Genomic DNA, 17,831 nt, shown 5'->3' on the forward strand with positions numbered 1-17,831 from the left:
CTCATCATTATAATAATAATAATTACTCAATCTGCTAACAATCGTAACTCACTTGGAATATATTTATTATTATACAAATCCCAACATATACATATTTATATATGCGTATCACAATTGATTATATACAGTCTACAATCTGGCCAATGGGATGAGGTCGTATGAATGAAGAACAAGATACATCTGTGGATATTCGTGGAAAGGTCGATCTGGAATCAATCTTGAAACAATCTCTTGAAGAAATAAAACATTCAGCTGAGACCAGGGTTCGGCTGGAGTCTATCATTAACAGGAGTCCTGCAGCAATATTTTTCTGGTCTGCGCAAGAAGGTCGCCCTGTAGAATTTGTGACAGAAAATGTTGAAAAGTTCGGGTATACGGAGGAGGACTTTGTATCAGGAACTCTGCTTTATCATAATATATTGCATCCGGATGATCGGGACAATGTCCAGAAACTGATCGATGAAGCTGCTGCTGAAGGAAAAGAACAGTTCAACTGTGAATACAGGCTTCTGACAGAGTCTGATGATGTCCGGTGGGTATATGAGAGCACTTTGATCGAAAGGAATGCTGATCAAAGTATTAGTCACTTTTATGGTATCATTTTTGACATCACAAATCGCAAGCTTGCTGAAATGGAAATCGCGAACAATGAACGTGATATTTCTGTACTTTACTCTGCAGTCACACTTGCATCTGAGTCATTGGATATCGATGACCTGCTTTCGGAGATCCTGATGGAGATCGGCGATCTTCTGGATATCGATGCAGGTGGCGTGTATATTATCGATCACGATAAACGGGAGGCCAATCTCAGGGCACATATTGGACCTGAAGATGATCTTGCATCCAACATTTCTTACTCTAAGGAAGAGGACATGTTCAAGAATGTTGCAGACCTTCCAAAGCATGCCATTATCTCAGAAGAGGTTGTCCGGAAGGATTCCCGCTTTGTAACAAGAAGCAACCTCACCTTCTATCTCTATTCCAGGGATAAGGTAGTTGGTTTTGTTCTTCTGCAGATATCGGACGATGAGTCAATTAATGAGAAGAACATAAAAGTTCTTGAACACGTGGGGAAACATATTGGTATTGCCATCGAAAATGCCCAATTGTTCGAGAAGACGCAGGGCGATTACGAGGATCTCAGATCTGTCGATAAAATGAAGAATGAGTTCTTTGCAAACCTCAGCCACGAACTGAAGACTCCTATGATATCGATCAAAGGTTTCAGTGAACTTCTGGGTGAAGGGAAATTCGGTCCACTGAGCATCGAACAGAAAAGAGCCAACGATGCTGTTGTAAGAAACGCTGAGAAGCTCAGAAGCCTTATCGATTCCTTGCTTTACATGAGCATGGAAAAAGAAGGCAAATACAAATACAATTTCACGACGGTTTCAGTCAGGAGATTTATCCTCAATTCTATTGAGGTTGCACGTGCCCAGATGGGGGCGAACAATATTGTCTTCAAAGAAGAAGTTCCTGATAGCATTCCAAACATCTGTGGTGATGAGGAACGTCTGACAACCGCATTGAACAATATTCTTGATAATGCGGTCAAGTTCATGTCTGAAGGGGAGGTGACAATTTCCGTTCAGGATGAAGCAGATCAGATTCATATCCGTGTGAAGGACAATGGTATTGGAATTCCCAAGGATAAGGTGGATAAGGTCTTTGAAAGCTTCTATCAGGTGGATGGATCTCTTACAAGGATCCATGGCGGTACGGGTTTGGGTCTGCATGTATCCAAGAGGATAGTTGATGTCCATAATGGTAAGATCTGGCTGAAGAGCCTGGAAGGTTTTGGTACTACTGTACACATAACATTACCAAAATAATTTCCTCCTTTTCTTTTTTCTTTTAATTTTCAGGTTTTGACTTTTGCGATTTAAATTTTAAATTTTAATTTTTTGTTTCCAGCTTCCAGCCTGTAAATTATCTTTTTTCCTTTCTCTTTTTTGATCTTGAAGCTAATTTGCCTGAATTTTTAAATTACCGGAAGTAATATATGCACGATTGATTATTACTCAATATAATGCAGAGGTAATCTATATGGTCAAAAAATCAATTCATGAGATCAATGGCAGGATACGTGATGGCAGCGTTAACGTTGTAACTGCTGAGGAAATGGTGGATATTGTAGGTGAATTAGGGGCAGAAGGTGCTGCTAAAGAGGTAGATGTTGTTACAACAGGTACCTTCGGTGCCATGTGTTCCTCAGGTGTTTGGCTGAACTTTGGTCACTCGGAACCTCCTATCAGGATCGGCAAGCTATGGCTTAATGATGTAGAAGCATATTCCGGTGTTGCTGCCGTGGATGCTTACATAGGTGCAACACAGCAGTCCCAGTCAAAGGGCATGGAATATGGCGGTGCACATGTAATTGAGGATCTGGTCCGTGGTAATTCCATTGATATGCACGGTATTTCTCCGGGAACCGACTGCTATCCAAGAAAGGTCATTGACACGACCATCAATATCTATGACCTGAATCAGGCTATCATGCTCAATCCACGTAATTCCTACCAGAAGTATAATGCTGCGACCAACAGCACAAATCATACTCTGCACACTTATATGGGTTCCCTATTGCCACATTATGGGAATGTTACATACTCCGGTGCCGGGGTGCTTTCACCTATGCACAATGATCCGAACTATGAGACTATTGGTACCGGCACACGTATTTTCCTGGGAGGTACTCAGGGGTATATTGTGGGCGAAGGAACACAGCACTCCCCTGCAGCAGGTTTTGGCACACTGATGCTAAAAGGCGACCTCAAGAAAATGAGTTCGGAATATATACGTGCTGCAACATTCGAAGGCTATGGCACATCACTTTATGTGGGAATGGGTATCCCAATCCCTATTCTCAATGAAGATCTCGCAAAAGCCACTGCAATAACAGATGATGATATTGTCACTAACCTGCTTGACTACGGAATTCCCAGCAGGGACCGCCCGGTACTCAGGACAGTGACATATGGCGAACTTCGTTCAGGCTCTATAGATATTGACGGAAAAGAAGTTCCAACCTCTCCAATGTCAAGTTTCAAGAAATCACGTCAGATAGCCAATGAGCTAAAGGAATGGATCAGGGCCGGTGATTTCCTTGTAAGCATGCCTGTGGAACGTCTTCCTACGACAACACCATGCAATGCAATGAAACAGACCAATGTGAATCCACTTGTGGTGGATATTATGTCCTCCGATGTTACCACTATCCATGAAGATGCAGGTTTCCATGATGCTGCTAAGATCATCATGGAAAAGCAATTCAACCATTTACCTGTGGTAGATAGTGGAAATCATCTTGTGGGAATTGTTACTGCATGGGATATATCAAAGGCTGTGGCAAAAGATGAACATGATCTTGTCAAGGATATAATGACCCGAAATGTTGTCACGACAAGTCCTGATGAAGCTATCGACATTTCAGCTTTCAAACTGGATAGCAATAATGTTTCGGCACTTCCGGTGGTTGATTCTAATAAGCATGTTCTGGGTATAGTCACAAGTGATGATATCAGCAAATTGCTTGCAAGGAGGCACTAAATATGATGATAAAAATAAATATGGCTGCAGATATCGTTACAACACCTATCCTTGCGGAAGCTATTATCGAAACAGGTTCATTACTGAACATCTCTCAGGCACACTTCGATCCGATCCACGGCGAAGTTGTGGCCGAAATACCTTCCGATCAGCTCGCGAAGATCCGTGATGCCCTTGTTAACAGGGGTGCTGAGGTCGTGGTACTTAACACTCCTATACACCGGGATGAGGACGAGTGCGTGGAATGTGGTGCCTGCATTTCTGTCTGTCCTGTGAAGGTATTCTCATTCGCAGATGACTGGAGCATTGAGGTTGATTCTGATAAATGTATCCAGTGTGGTACCTGTCTAAAAATGTGTCCGCATAACGCCCTAGCCCTTGGGCAGTGATCTGTGATCATGAAAGAGCATTTCCAGCTCAAGGAGACCATTGTTACCATCGTTGGTGACGAACAGTCTCATATTGATGCAGCAAAGGGTGCGATCGCTCTGCATCGGGTAGAACTGGAGGATCATATCCTCCAGGATCCTTATTTTAAGATAACACTGGAGCCCTATGAATGCAGTGAGGATGCACCGGAGGTCGTCAGGAGGCTTGTAAAGGCAGGCAATACTATGGGCATTGGTCCCATGAGCGCCGTCGCCGGTACAATCTCAACACTTGCCGTTGAAGCGATGGTGGATGCAGGTGCCTCTTTTGCGATCGTTGATAATGGCGGTGACATTGCGATCATTAATGACCGGCAGGTTATCATTGGCATATATGCAGGAACTTCTTCCATTAAGGATATTGGACTTGTAATTGAACCTTCTTCTGAAATTCGCGGGATTTGCACTTCTTCGGGCACTGTGGGTCCATCCATAAGTTTTGGTCAGGCAGATGCTGCTGTCATATTTTCAGATGATGTTTCACTGGCAGACTCTGCAGCTACCGCTCTTTCAAATTCTACGGGTATTGGCAGGGGTGCTGTTGAGGAAGCTTTCGATGTTGTAAAAGGTATTCCCGGTATAAATGGTGCTCTGGTGGTTCAGGGGGAATATATGGGAATGTGGGGCAATGTACCAAAAATAAGTCGTGCTGATGTGCGATATGAGTGCATTACCAAGGGGTAAATCAAATTTGGAAGGCGCATTGTTGCACCTTCACTTATTTCCTGCTCTTTATTTTTAAGAAGGTGGTGCTGCCTGGAAAGGTATTTCCTCATATGGCTGTATTACAACAAATCCTTCCCCTTTGAAAGCCATCTGTACACTTTCTCCGCTTGTACGTCCGACAAGTGTCTTAAGGGATATGTCGGTCTTAAGGTCCGGTTTCAGGTTGCCTGACCATGCAACTGTTGCATTTGGGTCAGTGAAGACCGGCCTGTTCTTTGTCACCTTAAGTGTCAGCGGGTCATAGTGTGTGGTGATCGCTACCATTCCGGTCCCTTCAAGTTTGACGTTGAAAAGTCCTCCTGCGAGCATTCCGGTGACCTTTTTCATAATCTTGATGTCCCAGTTAATCCCATCTTCAAAGGCAAGAAGGTCATTACCATTGACAAAAATAGAGTCGTTATCAAGTTTGAGTATGGAGATCTTTTTGCCTTCATCTGCAAGGTAAACTTTTCCCTGGCCTTCTGCTTTTGTAAGGCTGACACCTTCCCCGGTGACTGCTTTTTTAAGCATTTTTCCAATTCCATGTTCGAGTACTCCTTCTCTTGTGAACTTCACGTCACCAAGATACGCTACCATTGAACCACGCTTTGTCCATACCCGTCCATTAAGGTTAAGCTCAAGCATCCTGTCTCTTTCAAGCTCAAATAAACCCTCTCCGAGGTCCTTTTGACCGGTCATTTCAATGAATTCATCGACTGAATATCTTCCCATGTTATCATTCCTTATTATCTGAGATCTTCTTTTATCCAGGTTTGCTTTTCCTATCTATTCAAGATTTCTGTTTGGTAGCAAGTACTTTTCTGGAACGTTACAAATGATTATTGATCAGGTTATATAATAAAGTTCAGTATATTATTTTACAATATTTGCAATTGGTATGTTCTTTCCTTTAAATATCAAAAGTTCGACAATATTAGAATTATAAATCGTATTAAATATTCAAATCGATTGCAGTGATGTCCAAGTGCTTTGCGACAATTGTCGATAACCTTATATATTAATATCTATAAATAGTATTTTCAGACGACAGTCATATTGGAATAGGTCTGGCAGATGTTCAAGTGTTTGTCATTCAGGTCTGTTTCATATGTCAGATTTATTTCTGACAGCAAGAGAGGGTGATGTGAAGGATGTTATCGGGGTTCCCGGTAGTAGTAACTCGGTCAGTGGCTACTATAGACAACTTCATTTTTGCCGGAATATAACCGTTCGCTTACAACACGGGCGGCCGCAGGGATGCTTGCGGACAAGAGAGAGTAAAGCCTCCTGATATAATCGTAAGGAGCATAACATTGATCTAACTACAGTCGGCGTGTTTAACACACGCAAATTGCAGCAGAATGCAATATCCAAGAGAGGGGATGAACGTGCAGTCTATAGTACAAGAAGCATTAAGACACACAGAAAAAGAGAAAGAGTACAGACAGTCAGTATCAGCAGATGACCAGTTCGATGGATTCGGAATGCCCCGGATCACAATAGTTGGTTGTGGCGGTGCTGGAAACAACACCATCAACCGTTTGTATAATATCGGTATTGAAGGTGCAGAAACTATTGCTATTAATACCGATAAACAGCATCTGGATCATATCCGTGCTGACAAGAAGATCCTTGTTGGTAAGACCCTTACCAGAGGTCTTGGTGCTGGTGGTTATCCTGAAGTTGGCGCAAAAGCTGCAGAGCTTGCACGCGGTACCCTTGAGGAGATCTTCAAGGAAAGTGACCTTGTTTTCGTAACAGCTGGTATGGGTGGAGGAACCGGTACTGGTGTAGCACCTGTTGTTGCAGAGATCGCAAAGGAACAGGGCGCTATCGTAGTAGGTATGGTCTCCAGTCCTTTCAGGGTAGAGCGAGCACGTACTGTAAAGGCAGAGGAAGGTCTTGAGGAATTCCGCAGGACAGCTGACACTGTTATCGTTCTTGACAACAACAGGCTTCTTGATTATGTTCCAAACCTGCCTATCGAGCAGGCATTCTCCGTTATGGACCAGCTGATCGCTGAGACCGTAAAGGGAATCACAGAGACTATCACACAGCCATCTCTCATCAACCTTGACTACGCAGATATCCGTGCTATCATGAGCTGCGGTGGCGTTGCTGTCATGCTTGTCGGAGACAGCAAGAACCAGGACAAGAGCAACGATGTTGTTCGTACAGCACTCAATCACCCACTCCTTGATGTTGACTACAGAGGTGCAACAGGCAGCCTTGTACACATCACAGGTGGTCCTGATCTCAGCCTGAAGGAGGCAGAAGAGATCGCAGCATCCCTTACCTATGAGCTTTCGCCAAATGCAAATGTCATCTGGGGAGCACGTATCAGGGATGATTACGAAGGTAAGGTGCGTGTTATGGCCATCATGACCGGTGTACAGTCTGCACAGGTACTTGGTCCTCAGTCCCACACGGGTGCTGTTGAGATCACAAACACAAACACATCGAGGTCCTCCTCTTTTTCTCGGGTCGAACGGGGACGTCGTACAGTAGTTGAACCAATAGGTGCACAGGCATCATACGGCGGTTCCATTATTGACATAATCCAGTAAGTTCTTTTTTCATGGATCGGTGTGGAATATCACCGGTCCTGTTCCACCACTTTTTTTATTGATCTGCTTTTCTTCCAATAGATATTCTTTTTTACAATGCAGCTAATCTTAGGTCATGGAAATTCTGGTCGCAACCGGTAAGCTTGCAGAGAAAACTGTACGGTACTCTGTAGTTGATAATGCCGATGTTCTTGTTCTGGATATTGAAGTAGCCGCATTTCTCACTCCTCACAGGCTACTCTCTGCCCTGAAAAAGCAGCAGAAGAAGTATGATGTGATCTTTGTACCAGGTCTTTGTTCCGGAGATTTTTCAATTGTTGCAAAGGAATTGGGATGCAAGGTCTTCCTGGGTCCCAAACATGCTTACGACCTTAGTAGCGTGCTCCGCTTCGTTGACGAGATAGAGTTCTCATTGGAGGTTCCGGCATGCGAACTTCTCTCCGATGTATGGAGGGATATTGCACTGGAAACCCTTGATGGGATCGAGGAAAATGCTGAACCGCTTATGGACCTTAAAAATGTGAAGTTGGGTGGTGCCTCCAGAATGAAAGTGATGGCAGAAGTTGTGAATGCAACTGGCCTTGGTGAGGAAACACTTTCCAACAGGATCACTTCGTTCATCAAAAAAGGTGCTGACATTATAGATCTTGGTGCATCACTCACTGCATCTTCTGAGGATGTAAAGAGGGCCGTACGTGTGGCTCGTAAAGTATCCACTGTTCCTATAAGCATTGATACACTGGGGCCGGAGCTAATTAAGGCTGCACTGGATGAGGGTGTCGATCTCGTGCTGAGCCTGAATTCCAGTAACATTGATGCAGTGGCAGCAGAAGTTTCTCGCGCTGATGTTGCAGCAGTTGTGATCCCTGATGCAGGGGAAGGATTTGAGAGTCTTGTAAATAATATCGAAGCCGCCAGGTTAGCAGGCATTAGCAATATTATTGCCGATCCTGTACTTGATCCAATAGGTCATGGGATAACAAGATCTATTGTAAGATATTCCAGATTCCATGAAGAATATCCTGATGTTCCTGTGTTCTTTGGAGCAGGAAATGTAACTGAACTTATTGATGCTGATTCTGTAGGTGTGAACGCAACCCTTTGTGGTATTGCTGCAGATGTGGGTTCATCTATCCTGTTCACGCCTGAGTTCAGCGAAAAAACGCGTGGTTCTATAAGTGAACTGAGCACAGCAGCAAAGATGATGACTCTTGCAAAGGAAAGGGAAAGCTCTCCAAAGGACCTGGGCATTGATCTTCTATGCCTTAAAGAAAAACGAAGGCGTCCGGATGTTGAAGTTCCGGAAAAATATGTCCTGGCGCAGAAGTTTGCCGGATGGGAACTTGATCCGTTAGGCCCTTTCAGGATAGGTATAGCTGCAGATGATGGTAGTGGCGTTATCGTCGCGCAACACGAGGAGGCAACGATTGTGGGGCAGAATGCAAGGGATATAATGGACACTATTATGAGGATGAAGCTCATATCAAAGGTGGACCATGCATCTTATCTCGGATGTGAACTTGAAAAAGCTGAAATAGCCCTTCGTCTTGGAAGGAGCTATTCGCAGGATGATGATCTTTGATCTTTAGGTGTTATGATGAAACTGGAAATTAACGATAAAGAAGCAATTGTTGAAATACTGGCAGCAAGGTACTTTGCAGACCAGGGATGGAAATGGATCAGTCTCAGGCGTGATGTGGATCGGATCTACAAGAGCTTTGAAGAGCTCGAAGACCAGTATAATGCATATCCTTATATGAGCAAGGATTGGTATGTGGAGAACTCTGCATCAAAGAACATTCATCTATGTGCCAAATGGGATGAGCTCAAAACGTTTGTGGATTTCCTTAGGGCTTATTCAGAGGACTTTGATTTCCTTGTTAGCAACAATGACAGGAAGATGTTCTGTATCGCTACTTCTGATGGTCAGATCACGGACACTCAGAAGCGTGCCATTACAGAGGCGAGGAATCTGAGGTGTAATGTCTTTGTTTTCAAGGCAAATGTCCCGGATGAGATGGATTTTGAACTTTTACAGGTGGGCGGTGGCTATTAAAGCTGATGCCTTCCTTTATTGCTTTTTTAGACCAGAACCCTTATATTCCATCCATGCAATTTAATTAATGCTTTAAAGTATAACTTTTTGCTTCGAACGTAAGGTATTAGGTGGTATTTACTCAAGTATGTGCTTCTTTTTCCATTATGTTTTTCAGCTTAGTTAGTCCTTTCAAGCATCACAAAAAGGATGTGAAATATTTGTTCAACAACATGGAATCAACTGCTCCAGTAGAAGCTGGCGAAACATACGACGTAACAATTGAAGATATTGCAAAGGAAGGAGACGGCATCGCAAGAGTAAGCGGTTTTGTCATCTTTGTACCTGCCACCTCCGTTGGCGATGAAGTGACCATCAAGGTCACCAAAGTAATGCGCAAGTTCGCTTTCGGTGAAGTAGCTGAGTAATTTTTCAGCTTCTTTTTTGCTGTGAAGGATAGAGTAATTTATTCTTTACACAACGTTTTTTTTGTTCATTCTTGCTTATTTATAATTTATTGGTCATTTTCAGCTATTTGACTCTACCGACTGTCTGATCTAAGTGTCTGTCTATCTACTTACCTAGTCGTTCGTTCAGTCCCTCAATTCCTCACTCACATCTTCGGTGTATGAACCGCTGAAACAGATTTATAATATATCACTCTTATAGAACACATTCCCATGATGCCTGAAAACTCATATGATCTGATCATTGTCGGTGCAGGGCCTGCCGGTTCTACAGCTGCAACCTATGCAGCACAGGCAGGTGCATCCGTACTTCTCATCGATAAAAAGAAGGATATTGGTATACCACTCCAATGTGGTGGTTTCCTTCCTCATCTTGATACTCTGCAGGAGCTTGTTCCAAATGCTGAGCTTCCCTTTACTCTTGAGTCCATACCTTCGGAATGTATCCATGCTTCAAGCAGTGTACAGCGCTTTATCGCTCCCAATGGTAATTCCAAGGAATTTGAAGTAGATGCTGATGCGATCGACAGGCGCAGGTTTGACAAGTACCTTGCAAAAGAGGCAGGCAAATGCGGTGCACAGCTCATGGCAGGTACTAATGTCCTTGAGGTAAATGGTACTACTGTTAAGGTCGATGGTGTTTTCGGTGAACATACGATCCACGGGAAAGTTCTCATAGGTGCTGATGGTCCAAATTCGATCGTTGGAAAAGCAAAGGGACTTGTGCGTGATCCTGATCCAATGGGCACAAGTACAGCATTTGAGTATGAGATAAGCGGTGTGGATGTTGACCGGGATGCTGTGGAGATGTACTTTGGAAAAGATTATGTTCCCGGTGGTTATGCATGGTTGATCTCTCAGGGAGGCGATACTGCCAATATTGGTGTAGGTATCAGGGAAGTCCTGTTCAGGAACGGCATGTCTGCAAGGGATTATCTTGAAAGGTTCATGTATGAGCACCCAATTGCCAGTAAAAAGCTGACCGGCGGTTCTATCATTTCCGTTGTTTCCGGGCTTGTGCCTGTTGGCGGTGCTCCTAAAGTGACCGCTACAAAGGATACGCTTGTTGCCGGTGATGCTGCTGGCCATATCATAGCTACCAATGGAGGAGGTATATCCACTGCAATGGTTGGCGGCAAGATAGCCGGGCAGACTGCCGTTGATTTTCTTGAAGGCAAATGCAAGCTGACAGATTATGACGAGCGCTGGAGAAAAGAGATGGGACTTGAGATCAAGACCGCTGTCTATGTGAGAAAGCTGATGGATAACCTCATGCGCTCCGATTCAATGATGTCTGCAGCGATCAAGATGATCGATCCTGAGCATATGAAGGCATTACAATGCGGTCAGCTACCTGATGCGGTCAGGAAAGGTCTCATTAAAATGAACTTTGGGATAAAATGAGCCTTTTATTTGTTTACGGTACTTTGAAAAGTGGATATTGTAACCATCATCTTCTAGGGGATTCTGCTCTTGTATCTGAGAACTGTACAAAGGAGAGATTTCGGATGCTGGACATGAGGGATTTTCCCGGGGTGGTGATGAGTGAACCTACATCAAGGATAACCGGTGTACTTTTTAATGTGGATCGTGAAACATTAGATGCCATCGATGATCTTGAAGGAAAGTGTTTCTTCAGGGAAGAAGTATTGTTGGACAATGGTTCTAAAGCAGGGATGTATTTCCTTTCACCTGAGGTTCCGTATAAGAAGTATCCTGTGATAGAGTCCGGTAACTGGGAAAACAATGATGTGAACAAAAGGGGCTGCAAATGACAGAAGACGAATTTGATGGAAATATTGAGAATGTTGGTACTCTTTGCTATGAGGGGCATGATAACCTGTACCTCAACATAACCAACAGATGCAGTGCAAGTTGTGTTTTCTGCATACGTGATGTCTCAGATGGAGTTTACGGTTACGACCTGCGCCTCAAAAAAGAACCCTCTGTCGGGGATATATTGGATAAACTGGGGTCGATCGATCTGGGAAAATACCGGGAGGTCGTATTTACCGGGTTCGGCGAGGCAACACTCCGTTTTGATGTTCTCCTGGAGGTCACTCGCTGGCTCAAGGGGCGTGGGGCAAAGGTAAGGCTTGATACCAATGGTCATGCACAGTTGCTTTACCCTGAAAGGAACGTTGTAGCCGAGTTGAAAGAAGCAGGTCTTGATGAGGTTTCTGTGAGCCTTAATGCAGAATCCGAGAGCAAATATAATGAGATCTGCAGACCTGCATTTGAGGGTTCCTATAATGCTATGCTGGATTTTACAAGAGATGCCATTGCAGCGGGAATTCAGACTCGTATGACCGTTGTGGGTTTCAATGACATTGATGTTAAAAAATGTGAAAAGATAGCACTTGATATCGGTGCTGTTTTCCACGTAAGGTAAGAAAGTAAAAGTAAGTAAGTTATGGGTAAAATGAAGTGCAATCTCATTTATCCCACAATGATTTTATAGTTATCTCAGATATATTTGAAAAGGTCATCTCTTTTAATATCGTGAAGGCGCTTTCGGAGTAACCCTTTAAGTGCTTTGATATCTCCTTTTTTTGCACTTGTTGGCGCGATTATGTAATTCCATTGGTTCCAGGGTGGGGTCAGGCCAAGTTTTTCAACGATACCATCAAGTCTCTCTTGCTGTTCTACGTCTTTTATTCTATCCATCTTGTTTATGGCGACAATGGTGTCAAATCCAAGTTCATTGAATAGGTCGAACATTTCGATGTCAATAGGTATCTGATTGCGGCTTTCCCAGCGTTCGACCACATCTACGAATGAGACTGCATCAATGATAAGGACTGCTATCTTTATTCTGTCGGCATTATTTTCTATGTAACGTACGATCTGGTCCTTCACGATGTCCTGCTTTCGATCCTTCACACCGCTCATGAATCCGAATCCGGGAAGGTCCGTAATTAGTAGGTCAGAACGCAGGCTATGGGCAGGTTTTAGCGTGACACCCGGACGCTTGCCGATTTTTACTTTTTTACCCGTAAGCTCTCGTATGATGGATGATTTTCCAACATTTGATCTTCCCGAGAGTATTATCTCGAATTTAGCTTTTTCAAATCCTTGTTCTTTTTTCATGTCTCATTCCTGTAGCCTAAACTATTGAGATGGCTAAAAAGATTTCGTTCTATATGGAATATGAATACTCACTTGTATTCAAGTGCTTCATTAATTATTCTCATCGTGTTGTCGATGATGTCCTTTACAGATCGGATACGTCCGAATGAAGGGTATTCAATGTCCTCTCCATCACTTTCAGTGGCATTTTCAGAAACTTCCGTTTCCAGATCATCTTCCGGTATTTCGATGGGTTCTGGTATTTCTTCCTCTTCTTCGAATAAGTAGAATCTTTTCGTCTTGAAAGTGTCAGAATATCCTTTTGAGTCTGAGAAGTATATTTCTGCTGAAGGGACTATTGGATTTATTTTTGTGTCTTCGATCCTTAGAGAATACTCCAGAGTTTTGACTTTGTCGGGAAAGATAACCATCTCATACGCTGTCTTTCCTTCCATAAGAACTGAATTCTGTAACATCTCATCCTTGATCTCTACATATGCTGCACGATTACCTTCATTCTTCACTTTTACAGTGATATCAAAAAGTTGTGGATTATTTCCATCAACTGTGGCTGTCTTTGTAGCATTGATGTATGGTCCGTATACAACTAGTTCTGTTGAGTTGGTGTATTGGTAGTACTTTATCCCATGGTCTACAATTTCGATCTCAGTGGGTGGGATGGTGTAGTTTCCAGGCCGTAGTGCTTTGACAGAATATTGAATAGTGTTTTTTGAATATGGACTTATATTGATCGTTTGGTCCACATTGATATCAGGGTCCATTAGAATATTTTCAGGTAACGTTTCGTTTATCAGGACGCCCTGGAATTCCAGATTCCGAAGATTGTTGATCTGGATTGCAATGAAGACCCTTTCATCAATGTAGGTATCTTTGTACTTTGTCTTGGTCACAGAGATGGTGTTGTTGATCCAGCTATCGACCTTTTCCTCTGTAATGTTAAGCGTGGAAACCTCGATCTTTGTATATGGTGCCGGAATATCATTTCCCGTAACGATCTCAAAAGCAGTTATGTTCAACCTTTCACCAAATATCTTGCTGTCAGGTATCTGGCTGTTGTTGACCGAGAGCAGTGCACTCCATTCTTCCGATTCATCGGAGTTGATGGTAAGCATGACGTAATCTGTTTCAATATCGAAAGGTCTTGCCTTTGAGAAATCGTTCGCCTTGATCAAAAAGCCATCTACCTCGATAGTATCTCCCCAGTAAAGGGTATAGTTGACCGATTCGTTCCAGTCCGTGTCATCATCGGAAGAGGCGATGGCTGTATTTGCACATAGGAGTGTGGCAAATAAAATGATCAGGCAGACTTGTGTTCTCACATGCATGATCTTTTTATTTTCTCCTTCTTATTGCCAGATATACGCCCGCAAGTGCAGTAATTGCGAAAATTGATTCAAAGCCAGGTTCCACGACCTCTTCATTTGATTCAGTTCCTGGTTGTGAACTGCCATCGTTCGATGGGTTGCTTGTACCTGATGAAGTTGAGCTTTCTTCAGGCTCAGGGATTTCGACCGTTATTTCAGGCATGTTAGAGATCTTTTCGCCTTTGTAGCTTTCCATATCGATGAATGTTGCAGTTGCAGGTGGTAGCTTGAAGGTTCCTTCATCATTCATCTTCAGAATGTATGAATAGCTTCCGGATTCGCCTTTTCCCAGTACTTTATCAAAAGTAGTTTCACCACTTACAAAACTTGTACCTTCCGGAAAATCAGTAGAAGATACTCTTGTACTCGCATCCCTGTTACCTTCGTTCTTAGCGGTCACGGTGACCTTGATCTCGGTTCCAGGTTCTACTTTTGTTTTATCGAGTTTCTGGGTCAGTGCGATGTAAGGACCGTTGATCTCTATCTTTGAATCCTCGGATTCATATGTGTAAGTTTTACCGTCAGGAGCTTCGAAAGTTGCAATTGCTTCAGGTGAAGTATAACTTCCAGGCTTGATAGGTTTTAGTGAATATGAGAAAACCTCAATGGTTTCCCCGGGTTTGAATGATACTGTCTTCTCAAGCGTTATACTGTCTTTGAGTTCCATACTGGAAAGCACAGTATCTTTTATTGTAACTGAATTCATGCTGTAGATCCCATAATTTCGGACGGCGACCGTTACATATGCAGTCTCGTCCATATAGAGTTCTTCAGCAATGGATTTAGTAAGTATAAGTTCAGCTTTTGGCTGTACCGTTATGGTCTTCTTCTCACTGTCTTCGTGGATGTCACCATTGATGTCTTTGGCCCGTACGGTCACGTTGATGTCAAGATCTGTCTCTTCCCACAGATGGGGGATCTCCAGGCTAACTTCGATAGGTTCAGCGATTTCATCTTTAGCTAACGTGAACAGATTGTATTTGAGTTTTCCATCAGCGAGCTCCATACTGGCAGGGCTGATGATTATCTCAACATCATTTGCTTCTGCATATCCATCGTTCTTGATAGTTATAGTCGTAACTACTTCGTTTGGATCGCTCGGAGATCTTGGATCATACTCGTCTTTTTCTGTATCGATATCAATATCAAATTCAGGAACACCTCTTCTCCATATCTCCAGCTTTACTGTAGGATCCTCCATGTTGCCGGTCCATGGATCAATGTTCAATTTGAGTTCTGATGCAAATACCTTGATATCCTGCCCCCCCTCTTCATCACGGTATTCAAAGCTTTGGCCATTGGAGATAAACCCAACAGTTTTTATTTGGTCATCTCTTGAAATCGAAATGGATGCAAACCCGTCAACACTGAAATCCTCTACTTTGATTACATATGTATCATAAGAATCATCTTTTGCTTCTCCATTTTCAAAACTATGTCCCCAGTGGAGCGTATTTGTTTCTGTAGATTTCCATTCGATATCATCAAGCGTGTATGCAGACGCTGTAAATGAGAATACACAAACTACCATTAGCAATATGATCAAAACTTTCCTGAACATGGAACCCCTTCTTTTAACGATTAACTATTGTGATTATGCTCTGTAATTTTTATTTATCAATTAACAATATATAATATCATATTTTATTTAACTCTTATACCTATAATGTGGCTACATAAGAATGAATACTTCCAGATCGATCAATTTTGCAAACATTTTCTATTTATACTATCCGTTCTATAGAATTTCACAATAGTGAATACATATATATGTTACAAAGTCATATGCTATGAAAGCGATATGGCGTGTAATGTGCTATAGCATAGCGTAAGTGATATTATGAATCTGGAAACTCCCTGTCAGGCAGTTGTATGGGATATCCTCCCTGCTATCCGTGCAGCGCTTGCAATGGAACTTGTAAAGAACGGGATCGCACAGAAAGAAGTTGCAAAGATGTTTGGAATGGCTCCTTCTGCTGTATCTCAGTACCTGACAAAAAAACGAGGCTATCGTATAGAGTTCGATGACGATGTAAAAGAATCGATCGCACGTCTTGCTCTTGAGATACAGGAAGGCAAGGTGGATAATGTCCCTGCGAAGATCTGTGGGATATGCAGGCACTTAAGAAAGGGTGAGGGCGCTTGCCCTGCGGAAGAATGATTGGTGCTATTATTTGAAGAGATCGGAGAGTATTTTTTCAAATTCTGTTTCAATTCTTCTTCATATCTCGTTTTGAAGTTTCGACTTCTCAGTCGTTATAATGTAAGCTAATGTAGTTCCAACTCTTTTTCGCTTTTTACCTGGGTTTGACAAAAACAAGTCTTATTCTTTATTGATCTTCTACTAATTTTGCTTACAACATTACCTATAAATAGAATCTGCATATATTCACGATCGCGACTTCACAATAGTGAACCATCATCTACTGGCTGGATGGCAGAGTGGTTATGCGTCCGACTGCAGATCGGAGTATGTGAGTTCGATTCTCACTCCGGCCTTTTGACAAAAGCAGGTTTCGCTTTTTGCTGATCTTCTTCTCAATTTGCTTGCAACATAAGCTATATATAGAATCGACATATATTCACGATTGTGACTTCACAATAGTGAACCATCGTCTACTGGCTGGATGGCAGAGTGGTTATGTGTCCGACTGCAGATCGGAGTATGTGAGTTCGATTCTCACTCCGGCCTTTGAAATAAGATGTAAGGCTAAGTATCTGGCTCTTTTTTGTGGACCAGATCGAACTTACTTCTTCTGACAATTTACTGATCATCTCTATTAAAATGGGTGAAGAAATGAATCAATTCGCACAAGCAACTGAAAAAGATATTACGCGTTCGATAGTTGAAGAATTCCTTGGTGACTTCCTGTCCCACATTGAAAGTGATGTTATCATTGTTGGTGGAGGACCAAGTGGTCTTGTGGCAGCAAGGGACCTTGCATCCAATGGCATAAAGACCGTTGTGCTTGAGAGCAACAATTACTTTGGTGGCGGATTCTGGTTAGGTGGTTATCTGATGAATAAGGTTACAGTGAGAGCACCTGCACAGAAGATCTTTGACCAGCTTGGTGTTCCTTATAAGGAAGTCCCGGATATAAAGGAAGGACTCTATGTCGCAGATGCACCGTCTGCCTGTTCTAAGTTGATCTCAGCTGCCTGTGATGCAGGTGCTTTCATGCTTAACATGAACAAGTTCGATGATGTGGTTCTCAGGGACGGATGTGTTTCCGGTGCTGTTACCAACTGGACACCTGTCTCAGCGTTACCGCGTGCTATTACCTGTGTTGACCCGGTGGCTATCGAGGCTAAATGCCTTATTGATGCAACAGGACATGATGCGGTCGTGGCTAACTCCCTGGCGGGCCGTGGTCTGGTAGATCTTAAAGGTTTCTCAGGAATGGATGTTGAGAATTCCGAAGATGCTGTGGTCAATAACACTTCCGAGCTGTTCCCTGGTCTTGTGGTTACTGGAATGGCTGCAGCTACATGTTTTGGTCTTTCCAGAATGGGTCCAACCTTTGGTGGTATGTTGCAGTCCGGTGTAAAAGCTGCAAAGATCGCTGAAGAGATCGTAAGGTCCCAATAATTTTTTTGGATGAGCAGTTGATACTGCTTCATCC

The 17,831-nt window shown here is 43.0% G+C and carries 17 protein-coding genes and 2 tRNA genes; 15 read left to right on the forward strand and 4 right to left on the reverse strand.

The window, feature by feature from the left end:
• Positions 1 to 158 precede the first annotated feature (158 nt).
• The 4 genes from BMX02_RS07740 to BMX02_RS07755 all read left to right on the forward strand — a co-directional run bounded on the left by BMX02_RS07740 (position 159) and on the right by BMX02_RS07755 (position 4,664).
• A complete protein-coding gene (locus tag BMX02_RS07740) occupies positions 159 to 1,835 on the forward strand; it encodes a sensor histidine kinase (RefSeq protein ID WP_091690109.1) in 1,677 nt (558 codons plus the stop codon).
• A gap of 214 nt (positions 1,836 to 2,049) precedes the next feature.
• Complete coding sequence (locus tag BMX02_RS07745) at positions 2,050 to 3,552, forward strand: homocysteine biosynthesis protein (RefSeq protein ID WP_091690110.1); 1,503 nt, start codon at positions 2,050 to 2,052, stop codon at positions 3,550 to 3,552.
• A gap of 2 nt (positions 3,553 to 3,554) precedes the next feature.
• Entirely contained in the window at positions 3,555 to 3,941 is a 387-nt protein-coding gene (locus tag BMX02_RS07750; RefSeq protein ID WP_091690111.1) for a 4Fe-4S binding protein, read from the forward strand.
• Between the two features lie 9 nt (positions 3,942 to 3,950).
• Positions 3,951 to 4,664, forward strand: a complete 714-nt coding sequence (locus BMX02_RS07755) for a UPF0280 family protein (protein ID WP_091690112.1) — start codon at positions 3,951 to 3,953, stop codon at positions 4,662 to 4,664.
• Between the two features lie 54 nt (positions 4,665 to 4,718).
• On the opposite strand, the gene BMX02_RS07760 is transcribed toward BMX02_RS07755, so the two are convergent.
• Entirely contained in the window at positions 4,719 to 5,417 is a 699-nt protein-coding gene (locus BMX02_RS07760) for an AIM24 family protein (protein ID WP_091690113.1), read from the reverse strand.
• 656 nt (positions 5,418 to 6,073) lie between these two features.
• On the opposite strand from BMX02_RS07760, the gene ftsZ reads away from it, so the two are divergent.
• The 7 genes from ftsZ to BMX02_RS07795 all read left to right on the forward strand — a co-directional run bounded on the left by ftsZ (position 6,074) and on the right by BMX02_RS07795 (position 12,146).
• The gene (gene ftsZ, locus BMX02_RS07765) at positions 6,074 to 7,252 is read left to right on the forward strand and encodes a cell division protein FtsZ (RefSeq protein WP_091690157.1); all 1,179 of its coding nucleotides are present in this window, start codon (positions 6,074 to 6,076) and stop codon (positions 7,250 to 7,252) included.
• Positions 7,253 to 7,367: 115 nt separating this feature from the next.
• Positions 7,368 to 8,834: a dihydropteroate synthase-like protein gene (locus BMX02_RS07770; RefSeq protein WP_091690114.1), complete on the forward strand. Its 1,467-nt coding sequence runs from the start codon at positions 7,368 to 7,370 to the stop codon at positions 8,832 to 8,834.
• A gap of 15 nt (positions 8,835 to 8,849) precedes the next feature.
• Entirely contained in the window at positions 8,850 to 9,308 is a 459-nt protein-coding gene (locus BMX02_RS07775; protein ID WP_091690115.1) for a hypothetical protein, read from the forward strand.
• Between the two features lie 212 nt (positions 9,309 to 9,520).
• The gene (locus tag BMX02_RS07780) at positions 9,521 to 9,715 is read left to right on the forward strand and encodes a TRAM domain-containing RNA chaperone (RefSeq protein WP_048194224.1); all 195 of its coding nucleotides are present in this window, start codon (positions 9,521 to 9,523) and stop codon (positions 9,713 to 9,715) included.
• Positions 9,716 to 9,967: 252 nt separating this feature from the next.
• Positions 9,968 to 11,158, forward strand: coding sequence for a geranylgeranyl reductase family protein (locus BMX02_RS07785; RefSeq protein ID WP_091690116.1), 1,191 nt, complete (start codon positions 9,968 to 9,970; stop codon positions 11,156 to 11,158).
• Positions 11,155 to 11,529, forward strand: a complete 375-nt coding sequence (locus BMX02_RS07790) for a gamma-glutamylcyclotransferase family protein (RefSeq protein ID WP_091690117.1) — start codon at positions 11,155 to 11,157, stop codon at positions 11,527 to 11,529. The genes BMX02_RS07785 and BMX02_RS07790 overlap by 4 nt, the downstream gene beginning before the upstream one ends.
• Positions 11,526 to 12,146 (forward strand): TatD family nuclease-associated radical SAM protein, encoded by a 621-nt coding sequence (locus BMX02_RS07795; RefSeq protein WP_091690118.1) that lies wholly within the window; start codon positions 11,526 to 11,528, stop codon positions 12,144 to 12,146. The genes BMX02_RS07790 and BMX02_RS07795 overlap by 4 nt, the downstream gene beginning before the upstream one ends.
• Before the next feature lie 74 nt (positions 12,147 to 12,220).
• Here BMX02_RS07795 and engB read toward each other — a convergent pair whose 3' ends face one another.
• The 3 genes from engB to BMX02_RS07810 all read right to left on the reverse strand — a co-directional run bounded on the left by engB (position 12,221) and on the right by BMX02_RS07810 (position 15,769).
• Positions 12,221 to 12,844, reverse strand: coding sequence for a GTP-binding protein EngB (engB, locus tag BMX02_RS07800; RefSeq protein ID WP_091690119.1), 624 nt, complete (start codon positions 12,842 to 12,844; stop codon positions 12,221 to 12,223).
• A gap of 68 nt (positions 12,845 to 12,912) precedes the next feature.
• Positions 12,913 to 14,169 (reverse strand): hypothetical protein, encoded by a 1,257-nt coding sequence (locus BMX02_RS07805; RefSeq protein ID WP_091690120.1) that lies wholly within the window; start codon positions 14,167 to 14,169, stop codon positions 12,913 to 12,915.
• Positions 14,170 to 14,176: 7 nt separating this feature from the next.
• Complete coding sequence (locus BMX02_RS07810; RefSeq protein ID WP_091690121.1) at positions 14,177 to 15,769, reverse strand: BatD family protein; 1,593 nt, start codon at positions 15,767 to 15,769, stop codon at positions 14,177 to 14,179.
• Positions 15,770 to 16,048: 279 nt separating this feature from the next.
• Here BMX02_RS07810 and BMX02_RS07815 point away from each other — a divergent pair, with 279 nt between their 5' ends.
• From BMX02_RS07815 to BMX02_RS07830, 4 genes are all read left to right on the forward strand, one after another.
• Positions 16,049 to 16,369, forward strand: coding sequence for a transcriptional regulator (locus tag BMX02_RS07815; protein ID WP_091690122.1), 321 nt, complete (start codon positions 16,049 to 16,051; stop codon positions 16,367 to 16,369).
• Positions 16,370 to 16,636: 267 nt separating this feature from the next.
• Positions 16,637 to 16,707 (forward strand) — tRNA-Cys (locus BMX02_RS07820).
• 122 nt (positions 16,708 to 16,829) lie between these two features.
• Positions 16,830 to 16,900: transfer RNA gene (locus BMX02_RS07825), tRNA-Cys, on the forward strand.
• Between the two features lie 105 nt (positions 16,901 to 17,005).
• Entirely contained in the window at positions 17,006 to 17,797 is a 792-nt protein-coding gene (locus tag BMX02_RS07830; RefSeq protein ID WP_091690158.1) for a sulfide-dependent adenosine diphosphate thiazole synthase, read from the forward strand.
• Positions 17,798 to 17,831: the final 34 nt, after the last annotated feature.

Origin of the sequence: Methanococcoides vulcani, assembly GCF_900111645.1 — an archaeon.
GTDB lineage: Archaea > Halobacteriota > Methanosarcinia > Methanosarcinales > Methanosarcinaceae > Methanococcoides > Methanococcoides vulcani.